General features: G+C 59.9%; 14 protein-coding genes. 10 read left to right on the top strand and 4 right to left on the bottom strand.

The features are described 5' to 3' along the window. Positions 1-29: 29 nt before the first annotated feature. Positions 30-1454: an aspartate ammonia-lyase gene (gene aspA / locus JOE39_RS19205; protein ID WP_004419252.1), complete on the bottom strand. Its 1425-nt coding sequence runs from the start codon at positions 1452-1454 to the stop codon at positions 30-32. Positions 1455-1768: 314 nt separating this feature from the next. Here aspA and JOE39_RS19200 point away from each other — a divergent pair, with 314 nt between their 5' ends. Beyond that, entirely contained in the window at positions 1769-2680 is a 912-nt protein-coding gene (locus tag JOE39_RS19200) for a LysR substrate-binding domain-containing protein (RefSeq protein ID WP_003316080.1), read from the top strand. A 43-nt stretch (positions 2681-2723) separates the two neighbouring features. Here the strand turns inward: JOE39_RS19200 and JOE39_RS19195 are convergent, their stop codons facing one another. After that, positions 2724-3359: a hypothetical protein gene (locus JOE39_RS19195; protein WP_004419251.1), complete on the bottom strand. Its 636-nt coding sequence runs from the start codon at positions 3357-3359 to the stop codon at positions 2724-2726. 353 nt (positions 3360-3712) lie between these two features. Here JOE39_RS19195 and purE point away from each other — a divergent pair, with 353 nt between their 5' ends. The 4 genes from purE to JOE39_RS19175 all read left to right on the top strand — a co-directional run bounded on the left by purE (position 3713) and on the right by JOE39_RS19175 (position 6504). Next, positions 3713-4204 carry a 5-(carboxyamino)imidazole ribonucleotide mutase gene (gene purE, locus JOE39_RS19190; RefSeq protein WP_003340324.1) on the top strand — a complete coding sequence of 164 codons (492 nt, stop codon included), beginning with the start codon at positions 3713-3715 and terminating at the stop codon, positions 4202-4204. A 9-nt stretch (positions 4205-4213) separates the two neighbouring features. Beyond that, positions 4214-5296 (top strand): 5-(carboxyamino)imidazole ribonucleotide synthase, encoded by a 1083-nt coding sequence (locus tag JOE39_RS19185; RefSeq protein WP_016569335.1) that lies wholly within the window; start codon positions 4214-4216, stop codon positions 5294-5296. A gap of 336 nt (positions 5297-5632) precedes the next feature. Then, positions 5633-5878: a GlsB/YeaQ/YmgE family stress response membrane protein gene (locus tag JOE39_RS19180; protein WP_002555896.1), complete on the top strand. Its 246-nt coding sequence runs from the start codon at positions 5633-5635 to the stop codon at positions 5876-5878. An 83-nt stretch (positions 5879-5961) separates the two neighbouring features. Then, the gene (locus JOE39_RS19175) at positions 5962-6504 is read left to right on the top strand and encodes a DUF3299 domain-containing protein (RefSeq protein ID WP_003316084.1); all 543 of its coding nucleotides are present in this window, start codon (positions 5962-5964) and stop codon (positions 6502-6504) included. 20 nt (positions 6505-6524) lie between these two features. On the opposite strand, the gene JOE39_RS19170 is transcribed toward JOE39_RS19175, so the two are convergent. Beyond that, a complete protein-coding gene (locus JOE39_RS19170) occupies positions 6525-7436 on the bottom strand; it encodes a D-hexose-6-phosphate mutarotase (protein WP_003316085.1) in 912 nt (303 codons plus the stop codon). 91 nt (positions 7437-7527) lie between these two features. After that, a complete protein-coding gene (locus JOE39_RS19165) occupies positions 7528-7929 on the bottom strand; it encodes an acyl-CoA thioesterase (RefSeq protein WP_003316086.1) in 402 nt (133 codons plus the stop codon). A gap of 430 nt (positions 7930-8359) precedes the next feature. On the opposite strand from JOE39_RS19165, the gene JOE39_RS19160 reads away from it, so the two are divergent. The 5 genes from JOE39_RS19160 to pstB all read left to right on the top strand — a co-directional run bounded on the left by JOE39_RS19160 (position 8360) and on the right by pstB (position 15829). Then, the gene (locus JOE39_RS19160; protein ID WP_210078449.1) at positions 8360-9649 is read left to right on the top strand and encodes an MFS transporter; all 1290 of its coding nucleotides are present in this window, start codon (positions 8360-8362) and stop codon (positions 9647-9649) included. A gap of 166 nt (positions 9650-9815) precedes the next feature. Beyond that, a complete protein-coding gene (locus tag JOE39_RS19155) occupies positions 9816-10814 on the top strand; it encodes a phosphate ABC transporter substrate-binding protein PstS (RefSeq protein ID WP_003316088.1) in 999 nt (332 codons plus the stop codon). A 143-nt stretch (positions 10815-10957) separates the two neighbouring features. After that, positions 10958-13243 (top strand): ABC transporter permease subunit, encoded by a 2286-nt coding sequence (locus JOE39_RS19150; protein ID WP_161421575.1) that lies wholly within the window; start codon positions 10958-10960, stop codon positions 13241-13243. Positions 13244-13312: 69 nt separating this feature from the next. After that, a complete protein-coding gene (gene pstA, locus JOE39_RS19145; protein ID WP_168380327.1) occupies positions 13313-14929 on the top strand; it encodes a phosphate ABC transporter permease PstA in 1617 nt (538 codons plus the stop codon). A gap of 66 nt (positions 14930-14995) precedes the next feature. After that, on the top strand, positions 14996-15829 hold the full coding sequence (pstB, locus tag JOE39_RS19140; protein ID WP_003316092.1) for a phosphate ABC transporter ATP-binding protein PstB: 834 nt from the start codon (positions 14996-14998) through the stop codon (positions 15827-15829). Positions 15830-15877: the final 48 nt, after the last annotated feature.

Raw genomic sequence — 15877 nt, 5'->3', positions numbered from 1 at the left:
TGGTGAGCAGGTTGCGCAGGTCATTCCTGTCAGGCCTTCAAGGGCGCCAGACGCGGAGCGATCATGTTTTCCGGGCGCAGGATGTCGTCGAGCATGGCGTCGTCGAGCAGACCTTCCTCACGCACCAGTTCCAGCACGCCGCGGCCGGTTTCCAGCGCGATGCGGGCGATACGGGTGGAGTTCTCGTAACCGATGTAAGGGTTCAGGGCGGTGACCAGACCGATCGAATGCTCGACCAGCTCGCGGCAGCGCTGTTCGTTGGCTGTGATGCCGACGATGCAGTGCTCGCGCAGCATGTCCATGGCGCGCTGCAGCAGGCGGATCGAGTCGAAGATCTTGTAGGCGATCAGCGGCTCCATCACGTTGAGCTGCAATTGTCCGCCTTCGGCTGCCATGGTCAGCGACAGGTCGTTGCCGATGATTTCGAAGGCAACCTGATTGACCGCTTCCGGGATCACCGGGTTGACCTTGCCGGGCATGATCGAGCTGCCTGGCTGGCGTGCCGGCAGGTTGATTTCGTTGATGCCGGTGCGTGGGCCGCTGGACAGCAGGCGCAGGTCGTTGCAGATTTTCGACAGCTTGACCGCAGTACGCTTGAGCATGCCCGAGAACAGCACGAAGGCGCCCATGTCGGAGGTCGCTTCGATCAGGTCGGCTGCTGGCACCAGAGGCTGGCCGCTGATGAGTGCCAGACGATCGACTGCCAGCTTCTGATAGCCAGGGTCGGCGTTGATGCCGGTGCCGATGGCGGTTCCGCCGAGGTTCACTTCGGTCAACAGCTCTGGCGCCAGGCTGCGCAGGCGGTTCAGGTCTTCTGTCAGGGTGGTGGCGAAGGCGCGGAATTCCTGACCCAGGGTCATTGGAACGGCGTCCTGCAACTGGGTGCGGCCCATCTTCAGCACATGGTTGAATTCTTCGCCCTTGGCGGCGAAGGCCTGAATCAGGCTGGAAAGGCTGGCGAGCAGAGCGTCGTGACCCAGCAGCAGACCCAAGCGGATCGCGGTGGGGTAGGCGTCGTTGGTCGATTGCGCCATGTTGACATCGTTGTTGGGGTGCAGGTGTTTGTATGCGCCTTTCTCGAAACCCATGGTTTCCAGAGCGATGTTGGCGATGACTTCGTTGGCATTCATGTTGGTCGACGTGCCAGCGCCGCCCTGGATCATGTCGACCACGAACTGATCGTGGAAGTCGCCGCGGATCAGGCGGGCACAGGCCTCGCTGATCGCCGCATGCTTGGCGTCATTGAGGTGTCCGAGCTGATGGTTCGCATCCGCTGCCGCCTGCTTGACCATTGCCAGCGCGACTACCAGTTTCGGGTAGTGCGAAAGCGGCACGCCGGAGAGGTGAAAGTTGTTCACCGCTCGCAGGGTCTGGATGCCGTAATACGCGTTGGCAGGTACTTCGAGAACACCAAGCAGGTCTTTTTCGATGCGCGATGATGCAGGCGAGGACATGATAAAAAAAGTCTCAAAAGGCACGGACAATGCCGGAACGCCACGAATAGTGGGCTTGCCGCCTTCGATTGACCAATGCTGTTAAACGCTGACCTATGCAATAACGGCATAATCAAGGCGTGACCTGGATTCCGTTCAGTGCGTAAAGGGGGCAAAATGTCGCACCGGTGCGTTTCTTCGGTCGCTGCTGCTGCGCCGCCCGGGCATGTATCCGCGCTGCTTCGACGGGCGTCCCACTGTGACGCTGCAAATCGGTGCCACTGGGCATGCGCAATTGCCTGTCGAAGCCGTCATCCATTGTCCGGGAGGACCTGATGAATCTGGAAAGCAAATGGCTGGAGGATTTCAGCGCCCTGGCGGCTACCCGCAGCTTTTCTCAGGCCGCCGAGCGTCGCTTCGTGACCCAGCCGGCATTCAGCCGGCGTATTCGCAGTCTGGAGTCGGCACTGGGGCTGACGCTGGTCAATCGCTCGCGTACACCCATCGAGCTGACCGCTGCCGGACAATTGTTTCTGGTCACGGCCCGGACGGTGGTCGAGCAGTTGGGCGAAGTCGTGCGCCATCTGCATCATCTGGAAGGCGGGCAGGGCGAGGTCATGCAGGTGGCTGCGGCGCACTCCCTGGCGCTGGGCTTCTTTCCGCGCTGGATCGCCCAGTTGCGCAACGAAGGGCTGAACATTGCGACCCGGCTGGTGGCGACCAACGTCGGTGATGCGGTGCATGCGTTGCGTGAAGGTGGCTGTGATCTGATGCTGGCGTTCTACGATCCCGATGCCGCGCTGCAGATGGACGCCGAAATCTTTCCCTCGCTGCATCTGGGGCATACCGAGATGTTGCCGGTCTGTGCCGCTGATGCCGAGGGGCGGCCGTTATTCGATATGGAAGGCGAGGGCAGTGTGCCGCTGCTTGCCTATAGCACCGGGGCGTTTCTCGGACGCTCGGTGAACCTTTTGCTGCGTCAACGCAATCTGCGCTTCACCACGGTCTACGAGACGGCCATGGCCGACAGCCTGAAAAGCATGGCGCTGGAAGGATTGGGGATTGCCTGGGTGCCACAACTGAGCGTGCGCGCCGAACTGGCGCGCGGTGAACTGGTGGTGTGTGGCGGGCCGCAGTGGCATGTGCCGCTGGAGATCCGCCTGTACCGCTGCGCATTGGTGCGCAAGGCCAACGTGCGCCTGTTGTGGCGCAAGCTTGAAGGTGCGGCGGCGCCAGATTCCCGGTGACAAGGGCCGCTCCTGGCGATGCCGGAGAGCGACCCTGGCCTGCTCAGGGAAATCTGTTCAGATGCTCAGCCATGATTTGCTTGTTCGCGTCGCTGTAGACATAGCAGTTGGAGCGTATTTTTTCGTGGCTTTCGATGATGTTCGTCTGGCACCACCATCCACCCTTATAGAGCACCTCTGCGGCCTCATGAGTGCCGCCGAGCATGTGACCCAGTTCGTGCGCGGGGATCGCGAACGTTTCCAGTGAGGCTATGCCCGTGTAGCTCTTGTCCTCACTTGCCCCCAGAGTCTTCGAGTTGATCTTGTTCTGAGTCAGCAACAGGTACTTGGTGGTCGCATTGCGTTCCATGTCGTTGTCGATGACATAACGATCCATCGTGTTTTTCCAGGCGTAGTAGGTTTCGTCCACATCATCATTCTGATAAGCGAAATCCGTAAGGCCCGGGACGTCGCGAATGAACGCCAGTCGCACATAACGATCCGTGAAACTTTCCAGATCCTTGATGAGCCAGGCGAAGTAATCCTGGCGTAATTCGAGGGTGTTGTGATGCGAAAGGTCGTCGTGCAGAACCAGGTAGAGGGTCAACGGTTGTCTGGAGGCGTTATCGTTGGCCCACGCCGTATGACTGAGCGCCAACGCGCAGAGCAGCAGCAGACCGCTTGTATATTTCTTGAGCATCGTACTCTTCCTTGAGTAGGTGGATTATGGCCAGGCGTGCTTATCCCGACGCCAGATATCTAATAGCAACGGGCGTTGACAGGAAATCAGGATCGACTTCTATCGCAGTAGCCCTTGTTTGATTGATGTGCAGTACAAGTGCCGATCCTCTGCCGGATTTTTCCGTGCCGCCTCCCGCCATAAAAACCTGGACGGTTGAGCGTATGGGGGCTGTCATCCTGGCGCTTTGCGGTATACTGCGCGGCCTTTGGCCGGTTAAATCGGTCATTATTCGTACAACAAGCCACGCCGGTTCCCCTGCGTGGCTTGTTGTTTTCAGACGCGCCTGCGGGCGCCCGATGAGAGGCACGACGATGAGCGCACTGGTTGGCGTGATCATGGGCTCCAAGTCCGATTGGTCCACCCTTAGCCACACCGCCGATATGCTGGAAAAGCTCGGCATCCCTTTTGAAGTCAAGGTGGTGTCAGCTCACCGCACACCGGACCTGCTGTTCCAGTACGCCGACGAAGCGGAAGGCCGTGGCATTGAAGTGATCATCGCCGGTGCTGGCGGTGCCGCTCACTTGCCGGGCATGTGCGCTGCCAAGACCCACCTGCCTGTGCTGGGCGTTCCGGTGCAGTCTTCGATGCTCTCGGGTGTCGACTCGCTGTTGTCGATCGTGCAGATGCCGGCCGGTATCCCGGTCGCGACCCTGGCCATCGGCAAGGCGGGTGCAATCAACGCAGCGCTGCTTTCAGCAAGCATCCTCGGCGCAAAGCACCCGCAATTCCACGCAGCGCTGAAGAAATTTCGCACTGAACAGACAGACAGCGTCCTGGACAATCCAGACCCACGCCACGCCTGAGGTTTTTCCATGAAGATCGGTGTAATCGGTGGCGGCCAGCTGGGCCGCATGTTGGCATTGGCAGGTACGCCGCTGGGCATGAACTTCGCCTTTCTCGATCCCGCGCCGGACGCCTGTGCTGCGGCACTTGGTGAGCATCTGCGTGCCGATTACGGCGATCTGGATCATCTGCGTCAGTTGGCGGATGAAGTCGATCTGGTGACCTTCGAGTTTGAAAGCGTTCCGGCCGAGACCGTGGCGTTTCTGGCACAGTTCGTACCGGTCTATCCGAGCGCCGAAGCGTTGCGCATCGCGCGTGATCGCTGGTTCGAAAAGAGCATGTTCAAGGACCTGGGTATCCCGACGCCGGCATTCGCCGATATCCAGTCGCAGGCCGACCTGGATGCTGCAGTAGCCAGCATCGGTCTGCCTGCCGTGCTCAAGACCCGAACCCTGGGTTATGACGGCAAGGGCCAGAAGGTCCTGCGTTCGGCGGCCGATGTAGTCGACACATTCGCCGAGCTGGGCAGCGTGCCCTGCCTGCTGGAGGGCTTCGTGCCGTTCACCGGTGAAGTGTCGTTGATTGCCGTGCGTGCGCGTGATGGCGAGACCCGGTTCTACCCACTGGTGCACAACACGCATGACAGCGGCATCCTGCGTCTGTCCATCGCCAGCACTGATCATCCTTTGCAGGCGTTGGCCGAAGACTACGCCGGCCGCGTCCTGAAGCAGCTGGATTACGTGGGCGTGCTGGCATTCGAATTCTTTGAGGTCGACGGTGGCCTGAAGGCCAACGAGATCGCGCCGCGCGTCCACAACTCCGGTCACTGGACCACCGAAGGCGCCGAGTGCAGCCAGTTCGAAAACCACCTGCGGGCGGTTGCCGGTCTGCCGCTGGGCTCCACAGCCAAGGTCGGCGAAAGCGCCATGCTCAACTTCATTGGCGAAGTGCCGGCAGTGGACAAGGTCGTCGCCGTCGAAGACTGCCACCTGCATCATTACGGCAAGGCGTTCAAGGCTGGCCGCAAGGTCGGACACGCCACGGTCCGCAGCTCTGACCGTGCCACGCTGGATCGTCAGGTGAAGCTGGTAGAGGCGCTGATCAAGGGCTGATCAGGCTCACGGCTAGCGTGCTGATGCTCCGCGTTGGCACGCAGTTTCAGGACACTCCGCGTCCTTTTGCGACGCGGAGCGTCGAGAACTGCATGCCCACGCAGAGCGTGCGGAACGAGCGCTTCTAACTGTCGTGCCTATGCTTCGCGTTGAAGCACTGTTCGAGACGCCTGGCCTCAGTTCAGGTAGGTTCAGCCCCGTCATTCATGAAGAATTTTCCACCCCGAAGCAAACTGGCCACTTCGCCGGAACCATTCCCTGTCGCTGTTCTCAGATAGCAGTAGGTCGGGGCTGCTATTAGCCCGGGCATATTCACTTAATACAGAGGGAAATGGCATGGGTATCATTGGAACCATCTTTATCGGCCTGATCGTTGGTCTGTTGGCTCGCTTTCTGAAGCCGGGCGACGACAGCATGGGCTGGATCATGACCATCGTGCTGGGTATCGCCGGTTCGCTCGCAGCCACTTATGGTGGTCAGGCGCTGGGTATCTATCAGGCAGGCGAGGGTGCAGGTTTCCTCGGCGCGCTGGTAGGTGCAATCATCCTGCTGGTTATCTACGGCATGATCAAAAAGAAATAACGCTTATGCGTCAGCCCTCTGTTTTACAGTGCGCAGAGGGCTAGAATGCTCGGCAACTGTCCACCCCTTTGCCGAGCTTTATCATGCGTCGCTTCCTGTTGATGACTCTTCTGCTGTTATCCGCGCTCTCCGGTCCCGCACACGCCCAGTTGCCGGAAACCGACTGGCTTGAGCTGATGCCCAAGTCCGATCAAAAAGCCCTCGAAGCCATGCCCGAGATTGACCACAATTCTCCGGAAGCCATGGGCACGTTCGACAGCAAGGGTGGGCTGAAGCAGAGCAAGGGTCTGCCTGCAGTCATGTATTCGACCAAAACCGTCCCGGCAATGAACGGCAAGACGATTCGTCTCGGCGGCTACCCTGTGCCTCTCGAAACCGACGCCAAGGGTCGCAGCACGCTGTTCTTCATCGTGCCTTATCCAGGCGCCTGCATCCACGTGCCGCCACCGCCGCCCAACCAGTTGGTGCTGGTGCGTTACCCCAAGGGGCTGAAACTGGATGATATCTACACACCACTGTGGGTAGAAGGCACCCTGAAAATCGAGAAGGTCAGTAACGACCTGGCCGATGCGGCGTATGCGATGGATGCGTCAAAGGTCCGTGTGGTGGTTGAGTCGGACCTTTGATGGGCTCGATCAATTGCTGATCAGAGCGCCTCGCTCCAGATACTCACACCCAGAACATGCATCTGGTCCGGAGCCAGCGTGACCACGTCGTCCAGCACGTTGGCGGTTTCGACGCAGACCATGCGCTGCCAGCCGTCTGCTGCCATGTCGGTGAACCTGGCGGTCTTTTCGATCCACGGGTTCCACAGAATGGCTGAGTTAGAGCCCGTGCTGCGGATGTGGATGCGTCGCTGCCACTCCGGATCGACGATGCTGAGCACGCCTGGCGTGTCCTTGTAGATGCGGTCGGTTTCGCCTGTGAAGGTCAGGTCGCCGCTCTGCTCGCGTTCTTCCCAGTTTGCCAGGGTTTCGATGTAACGCAGGCCGTCGAGCCCTTCGACGCTGACCTGACGTACATCGCTGACGGCGAAATAGGTGTGCAGCGCCTGGCTGATCACCACAGTGTCAGTGCCGCAGTTGTAGCTGACCAGACTGACATTCAGTGCGTGGTCCAGACGAATGCTCAGTTTCAGGGCGACGTTGTGCGGCCAGCCCGGCAAGTGGCCTTCGGCCTCGGGAAGCACGAATTCCACCAGCAGTGCGTCGCCATCTGCGCCAATACCCAACAACTGCCAGTCCAGCGCTCGCACCTCGCCATGCGCCTTGGCAGGCTCGCTGCTGTCGCGCATCGCCTGCACGCTTTGCGGGTTGCGCTCCAGATTGCCGAACCACGGCCAGCAGATCGGCATGCCTGCACGAATGGGTTTGCCGCGTTTAAAAACGGCCTCTTCGTTCAGCCACACCAGCGGCGGCTGCCCGGCTACTTGATAGCTGAGGATGTGTGCGCCTTGTTGCGCAACCAGCAGCTCAGCTTCGCCGTGGCAAATACGCCAGCAGTTCAGCTCATCGTAAAGGATGGATTCAACGGTGGGTTCAACCGGGGATGTTGGCATGCAAAGTTCTCACTCAATGACCGTGACGAAAATAGACCGCTTCATGCAGGGCGAGTTTAACCGGGCAGCCAACCTGTGACCGAGCGACAAATTACCGTCGCGCGGGAACCGAGCGCGTCCGGCCGCTGGCATCTATGGCGACGAACACGAACGCAGCCTCCGTGACCTTGCGCCATTCGCTGGTGAGCGGGTCGTCGCTCCACACTTCGACCATCATCTTGATCGAGGTGCGTCCGACTTCCAGGGTGCGGGTATAGAAGGAAAGCTGTTCGCCGACCGCTACCGGGACCAGAAACGCCATGCGATCGATGGCGACGGTCGCCACACGGCCACCCGCGACTTTGCTGGCCATCGCCGTGCCTGCCAGGTCCATCTGGGACACCAGCCAGCCGCCAAAGATGTCGCCAAAGCCGTTGGTTTCGCGGGGAAGAGCGGTGATTTGCAGTGCAAGGTCGCCTTGCGGGGTTGGATCTTCTTGTTCGAGCTCGATCATGCCTAGGGTGCCTCTGACCCATGACTCTCATTATTGTATGTCGCGGTTAACAGGTGCCATTCAAAACCATGAGCATGAACATTATGTGTTCAGCGCCGGTGTGGCCCAAAGGGAAACTCTGCGAAACCCGCTGATTCAGACGTTTTCGCACAGCTTCCCAAGGCTGTTGACGACTTGCGAGTATATCGGGCGTTGCGTCATAGAACGACCGTGGGTCTTCATTTTGTGTCAGTGGCAGTTCTGCCATGTGTTTTTTGTAGCAATTTGCTATCTTGCTGGACCTCTACAGGTGACAAGACTGCCTGTACACGCAATTTTGGTGCCTATCTGCGCCGTTGCTCCCGACAATCGCTTCTGCACGGCACCCCGCAGCAGCCAGCGTTGCTGTCGCTCGCCCCTTTTCAAAGAACAAGCAAAGAGAAGCCTTGTCATGTCATCTGTTCCTCCAAGTTCCACGCAGCCTGCGCGGCCTCTGACTCGCAGCGATTACAAAACCCTTTCGCTGTCGGCCTTGGGTGGTGCGCTGGAGTTCTACGACTTCATCATTTTCGTGTTTTTCGCGGCGGTGGTGGGCAAACTGTTTTTCCCGGTGGACATGCCCGACTGGCTGCGCATGATGCAGACGTTCGGCATTTTCGCCGCCGGTTATCTGGCGAGGCCTCTGGGCGGCATTATCATGGCGCACTTTGGCGATCTGCTGGGGCGCAAGAAAATGTTCACGCTGAGCATTTTCATGATGGCGGTGCCGACGCTGATCATGGGTCTGCTGCCGACCTACGCGCAGATCGGCATGTGGGCGCCGATTCTGCTGCTGTTGATGCGCGTTATTCAAGGGGCCGCCATTGGCGGTGAAGTGCCGGGCGCCTGGGTGTTCGTGTCCGAGCATGTGCCTGCACGTCGTGTCGGGTATGCCTGCGGCACCCTGACCGCCGGCCTGACAGCGGGTATCCTGCTGGGCTCGCTGGTCGCTACGGCGATCAATAGCATCTATACCCCGGTCGAGGTATCGGATTACGCATGGCGTATCCCTTTCCTGCTGGGTGGCGTGTTCGGCCTGATGTCGGTGTATCTGCGCCGCCTGCTGCATGAAACGCCGGTGTTTGCCGAGCTGCAACTGCGCAAGGCACTGGCCGAGGAGGTGCCGCTCAAGGCGGTACTGCGCGATCATCGTGGCGCCGTTGCGCTGTCGATGCTGATGACCTGGTTGCTGTCTGCCGGCATCATCGTCGTGATCCTGATGACGCCGACCATCCTGCAAACCATTTATGGCTTTCCGGCTGCCACGGCGCTGAAAGCCAATAGCCTGGCCATTGTCTTCCTGAGCGTGGGCTGTATCGCTGCGGGCGCACTGGCGGATCGTTTCGGCGCAGGCTGGGTGTTCCTGCTGGGCAGCGCAGGTTTGCTGATCAGTTCGTGGACGTTCTATCACATCCTCGGCAGCCATCCGGATGTGCTGTTCCCGCTGTATGCGGTGACGGGCCTGTTCGTCGGTACGATCGGCGCGGTTCCTTACGTCATGGTCAAGGCATTCCCGCCTGTGGTGCGCTTCTCGGGGCTGTCGTTCTCCTACAACCTGGCGTACGCGATTTTCGGTGGCCTGACGCCGATGGTTGTGACCTTCATGCTCAAGAGCAGTCCGATAGGGCCGGCGTGGTACGTCGCGATCCTCTGCGGCCTGGGCATGGCCATCGGCGTGTTTCTGCTGAGCCGAAAGCGCTGATCATCATCCGCTGTTGAATCGCTCGGGCACCGCTACAGCCAAAGGCTATCTACCTGCACAGGTCGATAGCCTTTTCATCTTATTGTCATAATCAATTCATAGAGTAGTCACAAGACTGGCCGAAAAAGGCTCGTGGACACCTACACACCCTGCCAGGAGCGCAAGGATGACACTCAAGCGTTTGATGACTGCACTGACCTTGGTTGCCGCCGGAGTGACGGCAGCCAATACGCTGGCTGCGGTCGACCCTGCCATCCAGGCCTATACCAAGACCTCCGGTGTGTCAGGCAATCTCTCCAGTGTCGGCTCCGATACCCTGGCAAATCTGATGACCCTGTGGGCCGAGGCCTACAAGAAAGAATACCCGAGCGTGAACATCCAGATTCAAGCCGCGGGTTCCTCTACAGCGCCACCCGCGCTGACCGAGGGCACGGCCAATCTGGGCCCGATGAGCCGCAAGATGAAAGACGGCGAGCTGTCGGCTTTCGAGCAGAAGCATGGCTACAAGCCGACCGCCATCCCGGTCGCGGTGGATGCCCTGGCGGTTTTCGTGCACAAGGACAACCCGATCAAGGGCCTGACCCTGCAGCAAGTGGACGCGATCTTTTCCGCGACCCGCCTGTGCGGTGCCAAGGCAGATGCGAAAACCTGGGGTGATGTCGGTGTGACCGGCGATCTGGCAGGCAAACCGATCCAGTTGTTTGGTCGTAACTCGGTGTCGGGCACTTACGGTTACTTCAAGGAAGAAGCCCTGTGCAAAGGCGACTTCAAGGCCAACGTCAACGAGCAGCCCGGCTCCGCTTCGGTGGTCAGCGCGATCAGCAATTCGCTTAACGGCATCGGTTACTCGGGCATCGGTTACAAGACATCCAACGTCAGGACGGTCCCGCTGGCGAAGAAGGAAGGGGGCGAGTTTGTCGAAGACAGCGAAGCCAATACCCTGAACGGCAGTTATCCACTGTCGCGCTTCCTTTATGTGTACGTGAACAAGGCGCCGAACCAGCCCCTGGCGCCGCTGGAAGCCGAATTTGTGAAACTGGTGCTGTCGAGACAGGGCCAGGAAGTGGTGATGAAGGATGGGTACATCCCACTCCCTGCCCGTGTCGTGGAGAAGACGCTGGCCGATCTTGGCCTGCAGGGCGCGAGCGGCGTGGCGTTAAAATAGTCACGCACGCGTTGCGAGCGAGGCTCAATGGACTGGCCTGCACACAAATTGAACAGTCCGCCGCCGGTTTCGCAGGCGGTGGGCTTTCTTGCGTCACCTTGCTGTAATGTTTCTGTCATACAAGGCGTCTACGGTGTGTGCGCATGAATGAGCTGTTCAAATCGACGATGGACCAGAGCTCGCCTCCAGCGCGTATTGATTTCAATACGCCCGCGATGGTGCGAAAGCGTCGTGTCCGCGCGCTGAAGGACCGGCTCACTCACTGGTACGTCGCCATTGGTGGCCTTGCCGTGCTGGCGGCCATTACGCTGATCTTCTTCTACCTTGCTTATGTGGTTGCGCCGCTTTTCAAAGGTGCCAGCCTGACCGCCAACCCTGCGTTGAATGCCGCCTGGCTGCCGGACGCCGGTGCGCCAATGATGATCACCATCGAAGAGCAGAACCAGATCGGCATGCGCATCTCCGACAAGGGCGAAGTGGTCTTTTTCAACATCGATGACGGCGCAGAGCTGCAGCGCATTGCCTTGCCGCTCCCCGCTGGCGTTTCCGTCGCGTCCATCGGCAAGGATCAGCCCGGTGCGCCATTGATAGCCCTGGGCTTGTCCAACGGTCAGGTGCTGGTGTTCAGGCACTCGTACTTGACGACCTACCCTAACGATCAAAAAACCATCACCCCGAGCGTGGCCTGGCCCTACGGCGAGGCACCCTTGGTGCTAGATCAGGCCGGGCGTGCGGTCGAGCATGTCACTGTCAGCTCCGATGGCGACAGCCTGAAGCTGGCAGGGGCGACCGGCACTCAGTTGCACGTCATCTCGCTCGAACAGAAAGAAAACATGATGACCGGCGAGATGACCCGCGAGCAGACGCGTGTCGAGTTGCCGCAGATGTCCGCTGCGGTCAAGGCGATCTACATCGACCCGCGCCAGCAATGGTTGTATGTCATCAACGGGCGCGCGCAGGCGGATGTGTTCAGCCTGCGCGATCGTAGCCTCAACGGCCGCTATAAATTGCTGGAAGACGGCAACGCCGAGATCACGGCGAGCGCTCAACTGGTTGGCGGCATCTCGCTGATCATCGGCAACTCCAAGGGCAGTATGTCCCAGTGGTTCATGGCCCGGGACACTGACGGCGAGCAGCGCCTGATGCGCATCCGCGATTTCAGCCTGGGCAGCGCACCTGTCATGCAGATCAAGGCCGAGCAGCGCCGCAAGGGCTTCATCGCTCTGGATGCTTCCGGCAAGTTGGGCGTATTCCACAGCACAGCGCACCGCACTCTGCTGATCGACAAGGTCGCCGAGGGGCCCGGCATTCTGGCGTTATCGCCACGCGCCAACAGGATTCTGATTGAAAGCGCTGGCAAACTGCTGCCGCTGACGCTGGATAACCCGCACCCGGAAGTCTCCTGGAGTTCGCTGTGGGGCAAGGTCTGGTACGAGAGTTACGACGAGCCCAAGTACATCTGGCAGTCCACGGCGTCCAACTCCGATTTCGAGCCCAAGCTGAGCCTGGCACCGTTGACCTACGGCACACTGAAAGCGGCGTTCTACGCCATGCTGTTGGCCGCGCCGCTGGCCGTGGCTGCCGCGATCTATACCGCCTACTTCATGGCCCCTGGCATGCGCCGCAAGGTCAAGCCGGTGATCGAGTTGATGGAAGCGATGCCGACGGTGATTCTCGGCTTTTTTGCCGGACTGTTTCTGGCTCCGTATCTGGAAGGGCATCTGCCCGGCATCTTCAGCCTGTTGCTGCTCACGCCGATCGGCATTTTGCTGGCAGGCTTTTTCTGGACCCGCCTGCCTGATTCGCTTCGCTTGCGTATTCCCGATGGCTGGGAAGGCGCGATTCTGATTCCGGTCGTGCTGTTGGTGGGCTGGTTCTCGCTGAGTATGAGCCCGCACCTGGAGAGCTGGTTCTTCGCCGGGGACATGAGCACCTGGATTCGCGACCACCTGGGTATCACCTACGATCAGCGCAACGCATTGGTGGTCGGCATCGCCATGGGGTTCGCGGTGATCCCCAACATTTATTCGATTGCCGAAGACGCCGTGTTCAGCGTGCCGCGCAGCCTCACGCTGGGTTCGCTGGCACTGGGCGCGACGCCGTGGCAGACCCTGACGCGGGTGGTGATCCTGACCGCCAGCCCGGGCATCTTTTCCGCTTTGATGATCGGCATGGGCCGGGCCGTGGGGGAAACCATGATTGTGCTGATGGCGACCGGCAATACGCCGATCATGGACATGAACCTGTTTGAAGGCATGCGCACGCTGGCGGCCAACGTCGCGGTGGAGATGCCGGAGTCGGAAGTGGGCGGCAGCCATTATCGGGTGCTGTTTCTGGCGGCGTTGGTGCTGTTGATGTTCACCTTCGTGATGAACACCCTCGCAGAGCTGATTCGTCAGCGTCTGCGCAAGCAATACTCGTCGCTGTAAGGAAGGTAGGCGTTGGTGAAGCGGAACTCCCTCAGGAACTGGTTCAAAAGTGGCGCCCCCGGCGTCTGGATGAGTGCGGGCGCCGTATCCATCGCTGTGATCATGACCATCGGCCTGTTGGCGGTGATCGCCGTGCGTGGCCTTGGGCATTTCTGGCCCGCCGATCTGGTGAGCGCACAGTATGCAGTCCCCAATCAGGAGTCGAGCGTTCTGGTCGGTGAGCGGGTCGAGCAGGAGCAAGTACCTCGTGCGCGCCTGAAAAGCGCGGGCCTGCCGGTGCCTGATCAAGGGCCGGAGTTCATGACCCGCGAGCTGTTCAAGGTCGGCAATCGCGATCTCAACCCCAGTGACTTCAACTGGGTGGTAGGCGAATGGCTGACCGGGCAGAGCCTGCCTGCAGACCTGATGACGCTGGAGCGTCGCGAGTGGGGCAATTTCTACGGCTATCTGGTCAATGTCAAGGAAGGCGGGCGTGTCGTGGCCGAAGGCGACGCGGCCTGGCCGGTCCTGCAAGAGCGCATCAAGCGCGTCGAAAAGCTGGCTGACGAACTCTATACCCTGGAAAAGAAAGACATTGGTGCCATCAATCACGCTATCGAGCGCTTGCGTTTACAGGCCCGCAAGCTGGAACTCAATGGCCGGCTGGATGCCGCCGCGCAAGCGGACATGGCTGCCGAGCGGGCCGAGCTGGATGCGCGTTACAAGGTTATCGAGGCGCGTCTTGACGGGCTGCACCAGGCCTTTGATCGCGACAGCCTGACCGCGCGTGATGGCAACGGCAAAGAGATCGAACTCAGCCTGGGCAAAGTGGTGCGTGCCTATCAGCCCAATGCGATGGGCACGGTGACCAAGCTTGGCTTCTACTTCGAGAAGCTGTGGGAGTTTCTCAGCGCCGACCCACGCGAAGCCAACACCGAAGGCGGTATCTTCCCGGCGATCTTCGGCACGGTGATGATGACCCTGATCATGGCCGTGATTGTCACGCCGTTTGGCGTGCTGGCGGCGGTCTACCTGCGTGAGTACGCGCGCCAGGGTCCGGTTACCCGGTTGATTCGCATCGCGGTGAACAACCTCGCCGGTGTGCCTGCGATTGTCTACGGTGTGTTCGGTCTGGGGTTCTTCGTCTATGTACTTGGCGGCTCGGTGGATCGGCTGTTCTTTCCTGAAGCGCTGCCTGCCCCGACGTTCGGTACGCCGGGCCTGCTATGGGCTTCGCTGACCCTGGCACTGCTCGCCGTGCCGGTGGTGATCGTGGCGACGGAAGAAGGGCTGGCGCGCATTCCGCTGACCCTGCGTGAAGGTTCGCTGGCACTGGGTGCAACCAAGGCCGAGACGCTGTGGAAAATCGTACTGCCGATGGCCAGCCCGGCGATGATGACCGGGCTGATCCTCGCGGTGGCGCGTGCCGCCGGCGAGGTTGCGCCTTTGATGCTGGTGGGCGTCGTCAAGCTGGCGCCGTCGCTGCCGCTGGACGGCAACTATCCTTATCTGCACCTCGATCAAAAGATCATGCACCTTGGCTTCCACATTTACGACGTCGGCTTCCAGAGCCCCAACGTCGAGGCCGCACGCCCGCTGGTGTATGCCACCGCGCTGCTGCTGGTACTGGTCATCGCCTTGCTCAATCTGTCAGCGGTGAGCATCCGTAATCATTTGCGGGAAAAGTACAAGGCGCTCGACAATTGATCCCGAATTCGCCCTTTGGCAAACGCGGCCGTTCGCTGACGCGAACCGTTCGCACAGGAGCAATCCATGCAGCATGAAAGCCCGACGAGTGGCATGAACATGTCGGCCCTGAGGCGTCACAAGCACAGCCTGGATCTGGCCGACGAAAGCGTGGCCATCGAAGTGCCGGGCCTGAATCTGTTCTATGGCGACAAGCAGGCGCTGTTTGATATCGCCCTGAATATCCCGAAGCAGAAGGTGACCTCGTTCATCGGTCCGTCCGGGTGTGGCAAATCGACGTTGTTGCGCTGCTTCAACCGCATGAACGACCTGGTCGATGGTTGCCGGGTCGAGGGCGCGATTAACCTGTACGGGCACAACATCTACACCAAGGGCGAGGAAGTCGCCGAGTTGCGTCGCCGCGTAGGCATGGTGTTTCAGAAGCCCAATCCGTTCCCCAAGACGATTTATGAAAACGTGGTCTACGGGCTGCGCATTCAGGGGATCAACAAGAAGCGCGTGCTCGATGAAGCTGTCGAGTGGGCGCTGAAAGCCGCTGCGCTTTGGGATGAAGTCAAGGATCGACTGCATGAGTCGGCATTGGGTTTATCCGGGGGGCAGCAGCAGCGTCTGGTCATTGCCCGAACGATCGCCGTGGAGCCGGAAGTCCTGCTGCTCGACGAACCCTGTTCGGCACTCGATCCGATTTCGACCCTTAAAGTCGAAGAACTGATCTACGAACTGAAATCGAAATACACCATTGTGATCGTTACCCACAACATGCAGCAGGCGGCTCGGGTGTCGGATTACACCGCGTTTATGTACATGGGCAAACTTGTCGAGTTCGGTGATACGGATACCTTGTTCACCAACCCGGCAAAAAAACAGACAGAAGACTACATCACCGGTCGTTACGGGTAGTACGTGCTTCGTCAGCCCTGAACCACCGCTGCGTTTTCGCAATTAACC

The organism is Pseudomonas sp. PvP100 (assembly GCF_017833055.1).
In the GTDB taxonomy this organism is placed as follows: domain Bacteria; phylum Pseudomonadota; class Gammaproteobacteria; order Pseudomonadales; family Pseudomonadaceae; genus Aquipseudomonas; species Aquipseudomonas syringae.
Note: the sequence above shows the minus strand (reverse complement) of the source record. Positions and strands in the feature narration are given on the sequence as shown.